Here is a 17,063-nt window from a genome sequence, read left to right on the forward strand (position 1 = left end):
GCCTTCCGCGGCGAGGGAGCACGGTGGTCCGGGTTCCCTGCGCACGTCATGGACGACTGGCCGCCCTCAAGGGGGAACGGTCATCAGCAGGCTCAACCCAGGGTGACGAGCAGGTCCGCGCAGGCCTGTTCACACCGGCGGCAGGCCTCGGCACACACCTTGCAGTGCTCGTGCATCTGGGCGTGGCTCTCGCATTCGTCCCCGCACGTCTTGCAGGCGGCCCGGCAGGCCTCGAGCAGGGCGCGGGTGGTCTCGACGTTGGTGCCGGTCTGCCGGGACAGCATCCGGCCTGTGGCGGCGCACACATCGGCGCAGTCCAGGTTCAACCGGATGCACTGCCTCAGGTCGGCGACCATGTCCTCGGCCAGGCAGGCGTCCGCGCAGGCGGTGCACGTCTGGGCGCACTCGAAGCAGGCCTGGATGCATTCGGCCAGTTTCTGCCGATCGATGTTCCCCACCTCCTTCGGGTAGGTCTCCAGCATGGCGCTCACGTGATGGGTCATGATGTGCTCCTTCGTCGATCTGATCCGACGCACCGGCCTTCGCCGGCCCGCCCTTTCATCGACTGTAGACCGCCCCGCCGACGCGGGTGAAGGGCTCAACCTTGAAGGTTCCGTGAAGATCGCCGGCCACGGAGGCCCGCGGACTCCTTTACGGGCAGGGATGACGCAGGTGTGACCAGCCGCCCCTCAGCCCGGCCGACGGCCCTGAGGACCACGCCGACGGGGAGGACCAGCAGGGCTCGCCTCAACGTGGATCCTGTCGGACCGGACGGTCGGTGTCGGGAAGAGCGCTTATGCGATCCGACCAGGGGCGTCGAGGCCGCCGGTGCAGGGTTGCCGGGTGCATTCGGACCGCGGCTCCCAGGGTGGATTCAATCGGTCGTCGCAACACCCTCTCGGAATCACTGGAGGTATGGGCGATGGCAAGCAAGGACTGGGCGAGGAAGATCAGTGACGTGCCCGAGGGGACACGGCGGCAGTGGAGAGCGGATCGGGCCTTGCGGGCCCCGATGCGCTCTCCTGGCAGGCCGCAGCCCTCACGGGAGGTCCAACGCCAGTTCTGGCGTGTGATCGCCACCGGTGTCACCACGGTCGAGGCATCCCTGACTGTGGGCGTGTCCTGGCCCGTCGGGGCGCGCTGGTTCCGTCACGCTGGCGGGATGACCCCGCTGTCCTTAGCCGAGCCCACCGGCCGGTATCTGTCCTTCGCTGAGCGTGAGGAGCTCGCGATCCTCCATGCCCAGGGCCAGGGGGTCCGTCAGATCGCACGCACGCTGGGACGTGATCCCGGCACGATCAGCCGTGAGCTGCGCCGTAACTGCGCCACTCGTTCCGGGAAGCAGGAGTACCGGGCCACGGTGGCGCAGTGGAAGGCCCAGGAAGCTGCCAGGCGGCCCAAGCCGGCGAAGCTGGCCACGAACCAGCGACTGCACGACTACGTCCAGGCACGCCTGAACGGGGTGGTCCTGGGCCCCGATGGCGTGGCCGTGCCGGGACCGGTCGGGCCCGGTTTCAAGGGGCGGAAGATGAAACCGCGCCGGGCGGACCGGCGGTGGTCCACGGCGTGGAGCCCTGAGCAGATCAGCCACCGGCTGCGCCTGGAGTTCCCGGATGATGTGTCCATGCGGATCTCTCATGAAGCGATCTATCAGTCCCTGTTCATCCAGGGGCGTGGGGCGCTCAAGCGTGAACTCGTCGCGTGCCTGCGTACCGGGCGGGCTCTGCGCGAGCCGCGGGCACGTACCCGGAACAAGCCCCAGGGCCACGTCACCGAGGACGTGGTGTTCAGCAAGCGCCCACCCGAGGCCGCTGATCGTGCTGTGCCCGGGCACTGGGAAGGGGACCTGATCATCGGGACCGAGCGTTCAGCGATCGGGACTCTGGCCGAGCGCAAGAGCCGGGCCACGATCCTGGTCCACTTGCCCCGCCTGGAGGGATGGGGTGAGCGGCCGCCGGTGAAGAACGGGCCGTCGCTGGGTGGGTACGGGGCTGAGGCGATGACCGCGGCCCTGATCAAGGCGATGGCGACGGTGCCGGAGCAGCTGCGTCAGAGCTTGACGTGGGATCGGGGCAAGGAGCTGGCCGGGCATGTCCAGTTCACGATGGCCACGGGCACGAAGGTGTTCTTCGCTGACCCCCACTCGCCGTGGCAGCGGCCGACGAACGAGAACACGAACGGGGTGCTGCGGCAGTACTTCCCCAAGGGCACGGACCTGTCGAGATGGTCGGCCGAGGACCTCGCAGCAGTCGCGTACACGCTGAACAACAGGCCCAGGAAGGTCCTGGACTGGAAGACTCCCGCGGAGGTCTTCGCCGAGCAGCTACGCTCGCTCTCAACGCACGGTGTTGCAACGACCAGTTGAACCCGCCCAGTTCCGCTCGGCCCTATTCCAGGACGCCCTCACCACCCACGGGCTGATCGGGTCCATGGGTCAGGTCGGTGCTGCCGGGGACAACGCGGCAATGGAATCCTTCTTCGCGCTGTTGCAGAAGAACGTGCTGAACCGGCGTCGCTGGCAGTCCTTCGACCAGCTCCGGCTCGCGATCGTGAGCTGGATCGAGCGGACCTATCACCGCCGTCGTAGGCAGGCCCGTCTCGGGAAGCTCACCCCTGTCGAGTTCGAGATGGTTCAATCAGTCCAGGCGGCTGCCGCCGCCTGATAACTCGTGTCAAGCAAACTCATGGCAGACCCCCAGCACGAGACCAGGCCCGCGGACCGTCACCGGCCAATGCATAGAGGCATCTGACAGGGGCGATCGTTCATCGATGCCAGATGGCCCAGTGGGCTGACCCCGTTTCGTAGGTCCAGTCGTTATGAGAGTCGTCCTGTTGCCCGCGGTCGCGGGCAGGGAGACTGGTCAGATCATGACGAACAGCAGGAAGCGTCACACCCCCGAGCAGGTCGTCCGTAAGCTCGGGCAGGCCGACAGGATGCTCGCCGATGGTCAGGACGTCGCGGCGGTGTGCCGGGAGCTCGGGGTGTCCGAGCAGACGTACTACCGGTGGCGGAACCAGTACGGCGGCCTCAAGGCCGACGACGCAAAGCGCCTGAAGGAGCTGGAGAAGCAGAACGCGACCCTGAAGCGTCTGCTCGCGGAAGCGGAGCTGGAGAAGGCCGCGCTCAAGGAGCTGGCTGAGGGAAACTTCTAAGCCCGGACAGGCGCCGCGCCGCCGTCGATCACCTCAAGCGCAAGTTGCGGGTGAGCGAACGGATGGCGTGCCGTCTGGTCGGGCTGAGCCGCTCCGCGTACCGGCGACCGCTCAAGGGCGACACGGTCGCGGACCCGGATCGGGCGCTCAGGGAGTGGCTGCGCGCCTGGGCGAAGGACCATCCCCGCTACGGGTATCGGCGGGCGTATCACGACGCCCGCGCCGAGGGGTGGGTGGTGAACCACAAGAAGATCCAACGCCTGTGGCGTGACGAAGGGCTCCGGGTCCCGCAGCGGCGTCGACGCAAGCGCGTCGGGTCCTCGACCGTCGACGCGCCGACGGCGGACGCGCCGAACGTGGTGTGGGCGGTGGACTTCCAGTTCGACGTCGACGAGCACGGACGGCCGATCAAGATCTGCTCGATCGTCGACGAACACACCCGGGAGTGCATCGGCGGGCTCGTGGAGCGCTCGATTACCGCCGACCGACTCACCGCCCACCTCGAGGACCTCGTCGCCGCCCGGGGCGCCCCGGCGGTGCTCAGGTCGGACAACGGGCCGGAGTTCATCAGCGAGGCGATGGCCGACTGGGCCGGCACCCGCACCGGCCTGTCCTACATCCCTCCGGGCTCGCCGTGGCGCAACGGGTACGTCGAGTCGTTCAACAGCCGGATCCGCGACGAGTGCCTCAACATCAACAGCTTCTACTCGCTGCTGCACGCACAGGTCATCATCGGCGACTGGAAGGACGAGTACAACCACCACCGCCGGCACTCCTCGCTCGGCTACCTAACCCCAGCCGAGTACGCTCGGCAGTGCACCCATCAAATGGAAACCGGCGACTCACAGAACGTCCGGACCGAATGAAGGGGGCGGCTCACTCCTCGCTCGGCTACCTAACCCCAGCCGAGTACGCTCGGCAGTGCACCCATCAAATGGAAACCGACGACTCACAGAACGTCCGGACCGAATGAAGGGGGCGGCTCACACCCACATAGGAGCGGCACGAAACCCGGGACGCTTCAAGGAGACCGTGAACGGGCTCTACAAGGCCGAGCTCATCCACGCCAAGCGGGTGTGGGAGTCGACCGAGGCGGTCGAGCTGGCCACCATGGGGTGGGTGCACTGGTGGAACACCACCCGCCTGCATGAGGCCCTTGGCTATCACACTCCCGCAGAGGTTGAGGCGGCTTACACTCACGATCAGGATTCAGCGCCCGTTGCATCCTGACCTCGGAACGGAACCCAGGGCGCTTCAGTGAGCAGTAGTCCGGGGAGGCCGACGACGCCTGCGCCTGAGGCGTTCCCTTTCACCTCCACGACGGCGCCCGCGCCCTACCGCGCGAGGGTGCGGGCGCCGTTGTGCGACGTGAGGGCTGGGCCACGAGCCTTAATCCGCTGGTCAGCTTCCCGTTCGAAAGAATCACCCTCAGGCATGATGTTGCCGTTTGCCTTCCCATCCCTCTGACACTGCTGAGGCCACCATGACCAATCCGTCCGTCTATCCCCGCGGCTACCGCCCCCGACACGCGGCTGATGGGCCCGATTCGACTCCTGTGGTGGCCCGAAGGCAGGCGGACTGGCGACCGGAGATCCAGGGTTTGCGCGCGGTAGCCGTCCTTCTGGTGGTGGTGTTCCACATCTTCACGGACAGGGTGTCGGGCGGCGTCGACATCTTCCTGTTCATCTCGGCTTTCTTCCTGACAGGCTCCTTCACCCGCAAGATGGAGGCTGGAAGGCCCCTCGCGGTGGGGCGCTACTGGCTTCACGTCTTCACGCGCCTCATGCCCATGGCGGTGCTGACGATCTTGCTTACCTTGGTTGCCGTTGCCACGGTGTATCCGCTGGCCGACCGTGCTTCGTGGCGGACGGAGGCGCTGGCGTCGGCCCTCTACGTGGAAAACTGGGCCCTGGCGTTCAATGCCGTCGACTACTACGCCGCCGACAACACCTCGCTGTCCCCCTTCCAGCATTTCTGGTCGCTGTCGGTCCAGGGGCAGGTGTTCATCCTGTGGCCGCTCCTCTTCCTTGTCTCAGCCCTGGTGGCCCGCCGCACCGGGGCGCGGCCCCGAGCCGTCCTCACGACTGCGTTCGCCTCGGTGTTCGTCGTGTCCCTGCTGTGGTCGGTGACCCAGACCTCCCAGAACCAGGCGTTCACGTACTTCGACACTCGGGCTCGCCTATGGGAGTTCGCCCTCGGTTCCCTCCTGGCGCTCGTCCTTCCATTCATTCACCTGGGACGGCGCACACGGGTGTTCCTCGGCTGGGCAGGGCTCGCGAGCATGATCGCCGTCGGCGTCGTGGTGGACGTCCAGGGCGCCTTCCCCGGCTGGATCGCGCTGTGGCCGCTGATGTCGGCCACTGCTGTGATCGTCGCGGGCACCAGCGGCTCCCATTTCGGTGTGGACCGGGTACTGGCTTCCCGCCCGCTCACCCGCTTGGGTGACTCCGCCTACGCTCTCTACCTCATTCACTGGCCGCTGCTCATCACCTATTCCGTCCTCACGGGGTCACAGAAACCCGGCGCGGCCGCAGGCGTCGTTCTCGTCGTCGTCTCCCTCGGCGCGGCCCTCCTCCTCTCGGTGCGCGTGGAGCGTCCGCTACGAGCGTGGGGCTGGCCCCAGACGGCCGCCTGGCGGTCCGCCGTCGTACTGGGGACCTGCGCCGCTCTCGTTGTGGCGCCGGTGACCCTGTGGCGCGGCGCCGAGGCAGCGGAGTCCGCACGAGTCCTCGAGGCGGCCGACCGGAACAACCCGGGCGCCGCCGTCCTGCGCCCCGACTACGAGCCAGCTGGAGACCCCGGTGCCCCCGTTCTGCCCGTGGTGGAGGGACGGTACCCCTTCCCCGAGTACCCCGAGGAGTGCGACCCCGCCCTGGAAGCACAGTTGACCGAGGTCGGAGCCGAGTCGTGCCATGTCCTCGTCCCACAAGCAGATCCGGCCGGCGTCGTGCTGATGGCCGGCAACAGCCACGTGATGCAGTGGTCCCCCGCTCTCCGGCGCCTCGGTGAGGAAAGACGGCTGGAGGTCGTCAGCTATACGCGGGGCAGCTGCCTGGTAGCGCCGATGGAGGAGCAGGTGGACGACTCCCCGAAGTGCCCGGACTTCCTCGCGGACCTCAACCTGGTCGTGGAGCATGTACGCCCGGACGTCGTCTTCATGCAGGGCACACGCAGCACCTATGAGGACGAGGAGATGCTCACCCCGGGGATGGTCGGGCGGATGGAGGAGATTGCGGGGACGGGTGCCCATGTCCTCGCACTCCGGGACAACCCCCGGTTCGCGGCCGGATCACCCACAACCTGCGGAAGGACACACGGGATCGATGCGGCGACATGCCGCTGGACGCATACCGTGCTCGATCCGAACACCAGCCCCCTGACCGGACTGGCCGATGCTCATCCCCGCATCGCGCAGGTGCAGCTGAACGACATGATCTGCCCGGGCCGTCAGTGCCAGCCCACGGTGGGCAACGTCCATGTGTACTGGGACGACAACCACCTCACCCCAACGTATGTAGAGACTCTTGCTCCCGTCTTCATCGAGCGTGCGCTGGCGGCCCTGGAGCATGACGGCATGCGTCTAGGACGCTGAGGCTCTCTCGAGCGCGCTGATCAAGGGATGGGAATGGTGCGGGTGTTGATGACACCCTCAGTCCGTTCCCGCTCCTCTATCGGCCTCGAAGAGGTGGGCAGCATGCGGAGCAGAACTACGGCGCCGGGCGCGCCCAGGGCGTGTCTGACACCAGCTTCAACCATGTGACCCCAGTGGTCAGGCGCTCGGCGGGCCGGTAGATGATCGTGCACTCGTCATACCTGGCCACCCGTCCGCGCGACTGCTGCAGGGGCGCATACTGACGTTCGATGACATTGCGGCCCCTACAGGCGACTGCGTCGAAGCCGACGGGGCACCCGCTGCTGCAGCCACGACGCCTGCGGTGGCCCTGATGGTCAGCTCACACGGGGATGACCGCCGCGGCTGCCCAAGCAGTGGAGTCGGCATCGGTCAATCCCCTGCCTGGCTCAGGCGATCAAGCTGGCCAATGGCATTCCTGCCCCCGCGTCGAGCTGATGGATCTTCGTGCTCAACCTGCCACGTGAGCGTCCGATACCGCGACCGGCAGGTTCATCCCGCAGATTCCCGTAGTTCGATCCATCCCCTGCATGGCGGGCAATGTCCGTGGCGTGCTGATGAGCGTGGGCGATCGCGGAGTCCAGTCCGGACCGATCCATCGATGAGGCCCTGGGCGTCGCTGGCGGCCGCCAATGTTGCTAGCACCTCATGCCAGGTGCCCGCAGCTGCCATCCGCCAGCACCAGGTCAGCGCGGTCTGCCAGGGCCCGTAGACCTCGGGCATATCCCGCTACGGAATCTCGTGCCGATGCGGGTAGATGGTCGCCTCGATCATCGCCCGGACATCGGCGAACGGCCGGCCCTGCCGGCTGGCCCGGGCCGGGCCGGGCCAGGCCGGGTGCATCGAAGTGGTCGGCGGCTCCCCATGGGCGTCGGAGAGCGCCTGGATACGAGAGATGCGATCCAGGGCGTCAGCTGGCCCCTGGATTCATTGCCAGACACATTCGAGGCTCCGTCGTCCTCCAGGCACGAAGAAGCCCCCGCACCGATCTGGTCGGTGCAGGGGCCTCTGCTCGGCTCCCCCGGTTGGATTCGAACCAACAACCCTTCGATTATTACTGAAGTTGAACAGGCTCTGTAGTGGGTCACCGAACACCGCAGTGGGGACCGTCATGGCCAGGGCGAGCACCAGCTCGTGTTGATCGACAAGACAGTCCTGATACTCGTCGATGAACAGGTGGGTATAGCTGACTTTGAGCATCTTCCCCACTGCCCTGCTGGTGGCTGTCCGCGCCGCTGCGCGATGGTATTCGGCAGACTTGCTCCAGTCGGGACCACCGGACACGTCGAGCCCCGCGAGACTCGGGAAGTGGGCAATCAGGTCATACGACCATGAATCGATTGTGCGCACGACGACTTGGTCGCTGGCAACGCCAAACTTTTTCATGCGGCGGCGAAGGGCGTCCACACCAGCATGCGTATGCGTCAACACGAGGCATGTCCCGCCTTGCTGGGTAGCTTTTGCCACACTGGCCGCGATCAGCTCGGTCTTCCCAGCACCGGCGGGAAGAGCCACCGAACAGGGTAGTGCCCTGAGTACAACTTCGACTGCTTTCGAGATGGGAGGGTCCTCAACCATCGAAGGACCCCTCCGAAGACTCCGCTGGCGGCTCGGATTCCGCGGCGTAAGCGAAGGTCTGCAGATCGTCGATCACCTTCATCAAGTGGGTGCTGTCCAAATCAGCCCAGTGCCTGATGACGACCTCGGCAAGTTCTTCGCCTCTATCTTCGCGCTTGAACCACTCCTTATCCCTGGCAGTCGCCGCGGCCGCGATGGCACCGCGGATCTCGGTTTCATTGACACCGGCCTGTGCCTGCCATGAAGCGAAGTCGGTTCCAGTCAGCTGATCGTTGTTCAGACTTGCGCCGACATTAGCTCGAATGGAATGCTCACCCCTGATCTCTACGGCTAGGTCAACGAGTGCCTGCAGCCCCTTGGCGCCGAGAGTCTGAATGATCTCATCTTCGATCGCATTGCCCGGACCCCAGCGGTATACGCTTACGCCGGAGTCCATTGCCTGCCTCACCGATTTGTCAATAGCGCGGTCGTCATTATCCACTAGCAGGCAGGCTGGGTAGCCGAGCTGCTGGAAGTGCTGGGCTCGCTTGGTCGACTGGGTCCCTCCCCCTCCATTCACCAACACGACGCCAAGCGAAGCAGCACCAGGCTGCTCAGCGGCGATCCGCTGGGCGTCCCAGTGACGAAGCAGGCCGCGCAGGAAACCCACCTCGGTCGCACCCTCTCCGACAAGTACGCGACGGCCAAGGAGCGCCTCTGGGGCAATACGGAACGTGCCCTGCACGTTGTCGAGGTCTTCAGGAACCGGCTGGCAGGTGGTCACGCCAGTTCCATCCGCGCGGACTACGACGAGATCGACGGCGCTCAGCGTCTTCACCGCGATGGGAGAGTGGGTGGTCATAATGACTTGCAGGTTGCCCCCTTCAGTTCGCTTCTTGAGGTGGTGGAGGACTTGCGCCAGTCGGTGCGGCTCGAGCCCGTGTTCGACCTCGTCGATGGCAATGATCGAGCCGTCGTCCATCGCCTGATCCTGGATCGACAAGCTTGTTAGCCGGCGCGTGCCGAGCCCGAGGCTCGACAGAGGCACGTCACCGTCATGAAGCATCAGCGAATGTGTGGAGGTGGCCGAGCCTGGCTCGAGACCAGGCCGCAGCTCATCAAATTTCCCTGCACCGAAGTTCCCGGCCGACCGCTGAACTTTGGAAGCTGCATCATGTAGGGCGCTCGACTGGGCGTCGAAGACTGCTCTCCGCGCTTCACGGTGGGCATCGAGAACGACAGACGAAGCCCCATCGCTACCATCGGTCAGGCCAGACAGGGCCGATCCGCGCGCCCAGCGAAGGTGGAGGTCGGCCCGTTCACCCAGGCGGAAGAAGCCGAGCTGGCGACGTTGGCTGGCGGAAATCGGGCGGGCGTCTTCAGAGTCGGGGCGCACGACCTCCCACGTCGGATCGAGTTCTGGGGTCACGGTCAGCCTGACGACGAGGCACTCATCGGCCTCCTCGACAGGGTCGTGGACGAGAGTGCCGCCCGGCAGGATGCCTGAGCGGTCTTTGCCAAGCTGGCTCTCCTTGACGAGATTGTCCGGGAGGTTCGTGATCGTTGCCTCGATGACGATGTTCTTGGTTAGGTCAAGGTCGAAGAAATCGGCATCCGTGAACTGCGGGCTGTAGTTCGGGCTGAGTACCAGCCCGATCGCGTCCAACAATGTGGTCTTGGTGCTGTCGCCAGCTCCCACCAAACTGATCAATCGCTGGTGGATCGCCCAGTTCGCGGATTCAATGCCACGGAAGTGCTCAATCCGGAGTCGGCGGAGCATCATGGGGTCACCTCGCTGTTAGATCCGATACGGCCCTGATAGCAAGTATGCTCGCGCCGTTGTCCCGAACCACTCCGGGGCAACCGCGGAACACAACGCTCGTCGGCCGCGCGTGCCATCACTCAGCCCAAGACGCTCGATCCCCGTACAAGGCCCCACCCGCGTGCTGACGCAGAAACCCCGGAGACGTAGGCGGCCGAGGATAAGGCTCAGTCTTAGGCTGGCCGGCGCAACGAGGTGTATAGGGTCTGCCGGCTCACACCGAACGCGCGCGCCACCTCGGCCTTCGGGATCCCCATGTCGATCATCACGCGCGCCTGCTCCACGTCGGTGTCCGAAAGCTTCGGGGCCTGCACGTACTTGCCGCGGGCCTTGGCCAGGGCGATGCCTTCGGCCTGACGCTCCTTGATCCGCCGGCGCTCGAACTCAGCGAACGCCGCCAGGATGCCCAGCATCAGCCCGTCCACCGGAGAGGTGCCGGACTTGTCCACGGTGATCCGCTCGGACACGAACTGCACCGCACACCCCTTGCCGGTGAGCTCGTCCACGATCGCGTACAGGTCCCGCGTGTCCCGGCCGAGCCGATCCATCGAGGCGACCTTCACCAGGTCCCCCTCCCGCACGTAGGCCATCAGCTCCGCCAACCCCGTGCGCTTGGCCCTCGAGCTGCCGCTGATCTTGTCCTGGAAGATCCGGTCGCGCTCCCCCACCGCCTCGAGCTGACGATCCAGGTTCTGCTCCGCTGAGCTCACCCGCACGTAGGCCACAGTCTGTCCAACCACGTTTAAGACCCTCCGACGCTTGTGTCCAACGGGCCCGATTGGGACCGTCTCTGACGTGATGGTCTCGTGACCGGGCAGGGTGTGTAAAGGGGTATACCCGGCTTGACGCCGGGATGGGGCAATGAACACCCAGCTGGATTGTGAGGCATCCCTCTGTCGGAGCGTTGACGTTTACTTTACTAACCTGTTAGTATAGTTTCGTTGATGCGACTACAGGCAGAGGACAGGGGTACAACAGTGAACGACGTTGGATCATCGCCGCGGCGGTGGTGGCTGCTCATGACCGTGGGGGCCGGCCTGCTACTCATCACCCTCGACAATTCGATCCTCTACACCGCCTTGCCTACGTTGACCGCAGACCTCGGCGCGTCCGGATCCTCGACACTGTGGATCATCAACGCCTACCCCCTGGTCATGGCTGGCCTCCTCTTGGGAGCAGGCACACTGGGCGATCGCATCGGCCACCGCCGAATGTTCGTCGTCGGCCTGTGGATCTTCGGTGCCGCATCACTGGCAGCGGCATTCTCGCCCAACCCTGCCTTCCTGATCGGCGCCAGGGCACTCCTCGCTGTGGGGGCCGCAGCGATGATGCCCGCCACGCTTGCTCTGATCCGCCTCGCGTTCGACGATCCTCGTGAGCGCAACATCGCCATCGCCATCTGGGGGAGCCTGTCGATCGCGGGGGCAGCGCTCGGACCCATTCTCGGCGGCGCCCTTCTCGAACGGTTCTGGTGGGGATCTGTTTTCCTCATCAATGTCCCCGTTGTTGCCATCGCACTTGTGGCGACCGCAATCATCGCGCCGCACAACCATCCCGATCCGTCGAAGAAGTGGGATCTCGTCTCATCCCTCTATGCGATGGTCGGGCTGGTGGGCACCGTGCTCGTCATCAAGGAACTGGCCCATATTCCACAGAACTGGGTTCTGATCGCAGGGGCGCTGGCGTCAGCAGTCATCGGGTTCGTCCTCTTCGTGCGACGCCAGGGCCGATTGGAAGAACCACTCATCGAGTTCTCCATCTTCCGCAACCGCGCCTTCGCTGGCGGCTCTCTGGCAGCCTTCTTCGCGATGTTCACCATCGCTGGCGCCCAGCTCGCGACCACACAGCGCTTCCAGCTCGTCGAGGGCTTCACCCCCCTGCAAGCAGGCCTGCTAGTCGCAGCCATCGCGCTTGGCGCCCTGCCCTCTGGTGTCCTAGGGGCCGCGATCCTGCACATCGTGGGCCTGCGGATCATTATCTCCGGCAGCCTCGCCATCGCCGCCCTAGGACTAGCTCTCGCCGTGCTGGCCTCTGCGAACGGATCACTACCCCTGCTGGTCGTCAGCTTCATCGTGACCGGCTTCGGCCTGGGCGGCACCTTCGCCGTCGCTTCCGCCGCCATTATGGGCAACGCGCCTCCGCGAAAGGCCGGCATGGCGGCCTCGATCGAAGAAGTCTCCTATGAGATGGGCTCCCTCTCGGCTGTAGCACTCCTCGGGAGCCTCCTGACCTTCGTCTACGCCACAGTCGTCCGACTCCCGGATGGCACTCCCGCCGCAGCGGGGGAGAGCATTGCCGATGCCCTCGGGATCGCCGACGGAGATCTCGACGTGATCGCAGCCGCCACCTCCGCCTACGACACGGCCTATTTGGTCACGATGATCGTCCTCGCTGTCATGCTGGCTAGTGGAGCCGCTCTGACCAATCGGCTGCTCCGCGCTTACGGGCGCGGCAGCGAGGCAATGGAGTACGCCGAAAACCACTGAACCAATCGGAGGGGCGCATGATGGTGCGTGAGAGCAAGAAGACCATGATCCTCGACGCCGCGATCCAAGTGATCGAGGAAGACGGGATCACAGCAGTCACGTTTGACTCTGTCGCGGCCGCTGCAGGGATCACCAGGGCCGGGATCATCTACCACTTCCCATCACGAGACGACTTGATCGCTGCGATCCACCAGAGACTCGCTGATCACTGGGAGCGGCAGTTAGAGATCGCCTGTGGAAAGCCGACCGCTGAGGCAACGCCGATGGAGCGCCTGACCGCCTACATACTCACTTGTTCGACAGCCGCCTCCCGCGCCGAGTTCCAGATGATTCTCGACAGCCAGCACACCCAGCACAAGGCGATCTGGGAAGACCTCATCGACCGATGGACCGGACGTAGCGAACGAGACGAAGCTGAGCGCGACCAGATGACCTCGCTCGCCCTGCTCGCTGCTGACGGGCTCTGGGTCAACGACCTGATCGGAAGCAGGCCCATCTCACAGGACCACCGGAGTGAAACCGCAAAGCAGATCATCGCGCTACTCCAGAATGACGTCCATGAATCCGAGGCCAAGCCCAACGGGTAAGCGAGCCAGCGCGCGGTTGGAGAAGGCCGGATCGACGAATCCGTCGAGCGCGATGATGGGCAACCCTGTCAAGCAAGATCGCACCCTGGCACCTCTGTCCAGCAGCACCCAACTGGCTCTGACACATGCGCCTAGTGGGTATACCCGCCTGGACGGGGTCAGCCTGTGACAAAGCTAGACCAGGAGAAGACCGCCGCGGTCCAGGCCGTGGTGACCCGCGCGTTCGGAGTCTCCCGGACCACGATCTACAAGGCCCTCAACACCACCGAGACCGGCCAGCCCTGAACGGCCCACGCCCTGTGGATACCCGTGGTCCGGGCCGGTTCTTCTCCGTAGGGTGAGACCCGTCGCGGTGTTCTTCTTCGAGGGCCGCGACGGTGAGTGAGCCGCCTGTTCTCCTGTCCGGGTATGGTCACCCCGCCCTTGTCTTGGTCAATAGGGGGCAAGGGGATTTCACTTCCGCCCGGTCCACGCGCGACCCATCGGCAGCGCCCAGCACACATCACCCGTGGTCAGACCGGGGAAGTAGTGCAACTAACGCAGTACCGCAGTACCGCATTCACCCGTGCGGTGCTGCGGTAGCGCGGTGGTGCGGTTATAGCGCTGACATCGCTGTCAAAATGGGCATGGGACACACTGAACCTACTGATCATTCCACTTCCTGGGCGGCGTCAGCCATCCCCTCTCGATTCGATCTTCAGCGGCCATTTCCTCCGTCATTTTCTTGGTCTTGCTCCAAGCTTGCCGAATTTCCTCATCACTCATACCGGGCCGCCACGTCTTTAATAACAATGCTTCAGTCCCAAAGACTGTGAACATCGCGATAGCTCCGCACGCAGCGTGACCCGGAGAAACGAACCACCCCACCATTGCCCCCACAAGTGGGGGAATAACGAACCCCCAAATTGCATAGCCCCACCCGCCTGGGTCTGAGTGACCAGCAGAAACAGTAAAGGGCCGCTCACACAAAGTCACGACAATAGAACTAACCACTACAGCAGCAGCAGTGAGGGCAAGGGAAAGAGATCCGCTCAAAGGGCTGGAGAGGAGCTTGCTCAACAGCCACCAAAACAACCAGACCACCGGGGACAGTAGCGCCGCAGTAGACAAGTGTCCCCCTACGGCCAAGGAAATAGGAACGACATGGGAGGGGCCCCCTTCCTTCGGAAAGGAACCCCTCCCCCTGTTTGGGATTAGCCCTGACATCAGCTCAGGCAAGCCTCCACAAGCCCGGGAACCCCCAGGAGTTCGGAGAGAACATTCACGGCATCCTCACCGATCTCAGCGGCAGCCTGACCGGAACGAATTGCACGCCAAATGCCGCTAACTCCGCCCCAAAGGCTCCGCGCCTTCTTAATCCAAGCAATGATCTTGAATACGGGGAACCCGAACTGAACGACGAAATTGCCAAGCGCCAGCGAGCATCCAAAAACATTAAACGCTGGACTTGCCTCAGCGTCGCCAGATGAATCCACTGGAGTCTGAATTGTCGTGAGGCCTTCAAGGTAAGGCGCGATTTTCTCGCTGTATCCCGGGTATGTGTGAGGATCAGCTCGCTTAAGCTCTTCAGGCATCGAATCCAGCGCCCTCAGAATCATGTCGAGCTGCTCATCTTCCGTGTAGGAGGACTGCGGCTTGCGCCACGCCGACTGAGGCGGCCGTCGCCCAGCATGAGGCGGCCGTCCAATCGGCTGCCCGGCGCCCGCCAAAGTCGGCGCAGCGACTGCAATCAGACCCCCAGAAACCAACGCTCCCGAAAGACCACGCATGGCTTGACGTCGATCGAAAATAATCCCCTCCAATATTCAGCTTGTCATCTGACGCATCGAAGCCTATCTGCGTGCTGTACATCACACAAGTTGCAGGCGAGGCCCCCTGTCATGCGGTGGCAGCAACAGGAGGGGAGGTGGACGTTCCCCGCCGGGGTCGGGCTTAGCTGACCTGGAGGATGAAGTATGTGGTGGGGTATCCCAGCGGGAAGCGGTCTTCTCCGTGGTCCACTGCACATCCCCTCGATGCTCACTCCGTCTGCTTGCGTTCGGTCCGTTGTGGCGAGTTCGTTCTTGCGCCGCGCGGCTGAGTGAACTATCTGTTCTCCCGTCCAGAGACCTCCCCTGACTTGGTCGATTGAGGGATGGAGGCCTTTCAGTATCCCCCGGCTCCTGGATGGTCAACCGGCAGCTACTCAGTGCGTATCGCTCTTAGTCAGACATGGGAAGAGGCGTCTCTAACGCAGTACCGCACTACCTCATTCATGCGCGCGGCACTGCGGTATTGCGGTCAGTCTTCGGGGTACTTGGCTTCGATGGCCTGGATGATCAGTTGGGACATGGGCACCCCGACCTCGACGCTGTGCCGGCGCAGGTGCTTGTGCAGGCGTTCGGGTAGGCGGATGGAGGTGGCCTTGATGGGCTCGGCGGCTGCCTGGGCGTGGGCGGCGTAGGCCAGGGTCATGTCCGGGCCGTCGGTGGGGGTGGCCGGGGTGGTGGTGCGGCGTCCGCGGGCGGCGCCGGGGGTGGGCTTGGTGCTCACGGGCGGGTCATCTCCTGGATCTCCTCGGCGACCTGGAGCCAGGGGCCGAGCGCGGTACGGGTGGGGTAGGTGCCGTGGGTGTGCTTGAAGCTCTCGCGGGTGGGGATCGTGGTGGCCAGCTGCGGGACGTTCTCGGCGGCCAGCAGGTCCACGACCTGGGTGAAGAGCTTGGTGCGGGGGTTGGCCTGGTTCAGCAGGGCCACCAGGCGCACGGTGGGGCCCAGGGCGTCGACGGTGGCCCAGGTGCGGGCGATGTCGTCGGCGCTGGGAGTGGTGGGGATGATGACCAGGTCGGCCGCTGCGGCAGCGGCGGACTGGACGTCGGGGGTGCCCGGTGGGGTGTCGATCACGACGAAGTCCGTGCTCGGGCGCAGCCGTTTGAGGTCGGAGAGGTTCACGGCCCGGTAGGTGAAGGGGATGGGCGAGCCTGTGGGGCGTTCTTCGGCTGCGATCTCCAGCCACTCGCTGGCCGAGCCCTGGGGATCGGCGTCGAGGACTTCGACGCTGTGGCCGGTGTGGGTCAGGGCGGCGGCGAGGCAGATGGTTCCCATGGTCTTGCCCACGCCTCCCTTGGAGGCGATGAACGCGATGGTGACAGGAGCTGGTGCCATGAGGGCAGGATAACCCGCACTAACGCAGTGCCGCACGCGGTGATGCGTTAGTGCGGTACTGCAATCCCTCGGGCCTAGGCGTACATATCGCGTTGGCCAGGGCGGGAGCTGGTGATGGCTCCTCCTCCGTGTGGCAGAGCGTGAGCTCCGTGTTGTCCACCAAGTGGGGATTCTGCTTGTTCAGGAGAGCTTCTCCTCCGTGTCGCTTTCCTCGAGGCTGGCACGCAGCTCGTTCTGGATGCGGAGCAAGGCCGGAGAGTCTGAGTCCTCATCGAAGGGGCAGACATGCGTGTGTGGGATGAGCACCTTGTCGGTGGGGCGTTCTGCGGGGCGTTGGATGGCGATGATCTTCCGACGTCGAGGAAGGCGCCACTGAGCCTTAGGGGGCAATCCAGCGCTCTCGTACTCTTCCGGCTGGAAGGGCCAGGGTGCTTCGCGTTCGGTGTAAATCCAGATGATCGGCAGTCGACAGCGTCGGCAACGGCCTCTCTTTGGTTTGGACCAGAGATAGGTGGCTGGGGCGTCGTCAGCAGGGTCTGAGAACAAGGCCTGCTTGATCTGCTGGGGTTCATGGAGACGATGCCGGGGTGGTGGTTGCTCTTGGCTCATGTGGGTCTCCTCTGCCTGCGCACGCCGGTGATGTTTGGATTCTCACCCGATGGCCGGCTGTACACCAGAGGAAGG

At 64.7% G+C, this 17,063-nt stretch carries 13 protein-coding genes and 3 pseudogenes; 7 read left to right on the forward strand and 9 right to left on the reverse strand.

What is annotated here, in order from left to right:
- Positions 1 to 92: 92 nt before the first annotated feature.
- Positions 93 to 503 carry a four-helix bundle copper-binding protein gene (locus HDA34_RS03760; protein ID WP_044659891.1) on the reverse strand — a complete coding sequence of 137 codons (411 nt, stop codon included), beginning with the start codon at positions 501 to 503 and terminating at the stop codon, positions 93 to 95.
- A 419-nt stretch (positions 504 to 922) separates the two neighbouring features.
- Here HDA34_RS03760 and HDA34_RS03765 point away from each other — a divergent pair, with 419 nt between their 5' ends.
- The 5 genes and pseudogenes from HDA34_RS03765 to HDA34_RS03785 all read left to right on the forward strand — a co-directional run bounded on the left by HDA34_RS03765 (position 923) and on the right by HDA34_RS03785 (position 6,745).
- Positions 923 to 2,365, forward strand: a complete 1,443-nt coding sequence (locus HDA34_RS03765; protein ID WP_423300424.1) for an IS30 family transposase — start codon at positions 923 to 925, stop codon at positions 2,363 to 2,365.
- 4 nt (positions 2,366 to 2,369) lie between these two features.
- Positions 2,370 to 2,663 (forward strand): annotated as a pseudogene (locus HDA34_RS03770) (integrase core domain-containing protein); the annotation flags it as partial.
- 205 nt (positions 2,664 to 2,868) lie between these two features.
- Positions 2,869 to 4,019 (forward strand): IS3 family transposase gene (locus tag HDA34_RS03775; RefSeq protein WP_159833235.1). Its coding sequence is split into 2 segments (ribosomal slippage): positions 2,869 to 3,139 and positions 3,139 to 4,019, totalling 1,152 coding nucleotides; the frame shifts between segments, so codons are not numbered across the junction.
- 160 nt (positions 4,020 to 4,179) lie between these two features.
- Positions 4,180 to 4,383, forward strand: a pseudogene (locus HDA34_RS03780) (integrase core domain-containing protein); the annotation flags it as partial.
- 253 nt (positions 4,384 to 4,636) lie between these two features.
- Positions 4,637 to 6,745, forward strand: coding sequence for an acyltransferase family protein (locus HDA34_RS03785; protein WP_081097732.1), 2,109 nt, complete (start codon positions 4,637 to 4,639; stop codon positions 6,743 to 6,745).
- Positions 6,746 to 6,860: 115 nt separating this feature from the next.
- Here the strand turns inward: HDA34_RS03785 and HDA34_RS03790 are convergent.
- From HDA34_RS03790 to HDA34_RS03805, 4 genes and pseudogenes are all read right to left on the reverse strand, one after another.
- Positions 6,861 to 7,681, reverse strand: a pseudogene (locus tag HDA34_RS03790) (transposase).
- Positions 7,682 to 7,711: 30 nt separating this feature from the next.
- Entirely contained in the window at positions 7,712 to 8,362 is a 651-nt protein-coding gene (locus HDA34_RS03795) for a UvrD-helicase domain-containing protein (protein ID WP_081097721.1), read from the reverse strand.
- Positions 8,355 to 10,124, reverse strand: a complete 1,770-nt coding sequence (locus tag HDA34_RS03800) for an ATP-dependent nuclease (protein WP_060973737.1) — start codon at positions 10,122 to 10,124, stop codon at positions 8,355 to 8,357. The genes HDA34_RS03795 and HDA34_RS03800 overlap by 8 nt, the downstream gene beginning before the upstream one ends.
- Before the next feature lie 212 nt (positions 10,125 to 10,336).
- Entirely contained in the window at positions 10,337 to 10,903 is a 567-nt protein-coding gene (locus HDA34_RS03805; RefSeq protein ID WP_060973479.1) for a recombinase family protein, read from the reverse strand.
- Positions 10,904 to 11,182: 279 nt separating this feature from the next.
- Here HDA34_RS03805 and HDA34_RS03810 point away from each other — a divergent pair, with 279 nt between their 5' ends.
- On the forward strand, positions 11,183 to 12,649 hold the full coding sequence (locus HDA34_RS03810) for an MFS transporter (protein ID WP_036316244.1): 1,467 nt from the start codon (positions 11,183 to 11,185) through the stop codon (positions 12,647 to 12,649).
- Positions 12,650 to 12,666: 17 nt separating this feature from the next.
- Entirely contained in the window at positions 12,667 to 13,236 is a 570-nt protein-coding gene (locus tag HDA34_RS03815; protein ID WP_100056028.1) for a TetR/AcrR family transcriptional regulator, read from the forward strand.
- 1,205 nt (positions 13,237 to 14,441) lie between these two features.
- Here the strand turns inward: HDA34_RS03815 and HDA34_RS03820 are convergent.
- The 4 genes from HDA34_RS03820 to HDA34_RS03835 form a co-directional block, all read right to left on the reverse strand.
- Entirely contained in the window at positions 14,442 to 14,810 is a 369-nt protein-coding gene (locus HDA34_RS03820) for a hypothetical protein (protein ID WP_127435415.1), read from the reverse strand.
- A gap of 706 nt (positions 14,811 to 15,516) precedes the next feature.
- Positions 15,517 to 15,768: a YlcI/YnfO family protein gene (locus HDA34_RS03825; protein ID WP_049147591.1), complete on the reverse strand. Its 252-nt coding sequence runs from the start codon at positions 15,766 to 15,768 to the stop codon at positions 15,517 to 15,519.
- Positions 15,765 to 16,379: an AAA family ATPase gene (locus HDA34_RS03830; protein WP_065423796.1), complete on the reverse strand. Its 615-nt coding sequence runs from the start codon at positions 16,377 to 16,379 to the stop codon at positions 15,765 to 15,767. Before HDA34_RS03830 ends, HDA34_RS03825 begins: the two co-directional genes overlap by 4 nt.
- Before the next feature lie 180 nt (positions 16,380 to 16,559).
- Complete coding sequence (locus HDA34_RS03835; RefSeq protein ID WP_127435416.1) at positions 16,560 to 16,988, reverse strand: DUF6083 domain-containing protein; 429 nt, start codon at positions 16,986 to 16,988, stop codon at positions 16,560 to 16,562.
- Positions 16,989 to 17,063 lie beyond the last annotated feature (75 nt).

Source organism: Micrococcus luteus, assembly GCF_014138885.1.
GTDB classification, from domain to species: domain Bacteria; phylum Actinomycetota; class Actinomycetes; order Actinomycetales; family Micrococcaceae; genus Micrococcus; species Micrococcus luteus.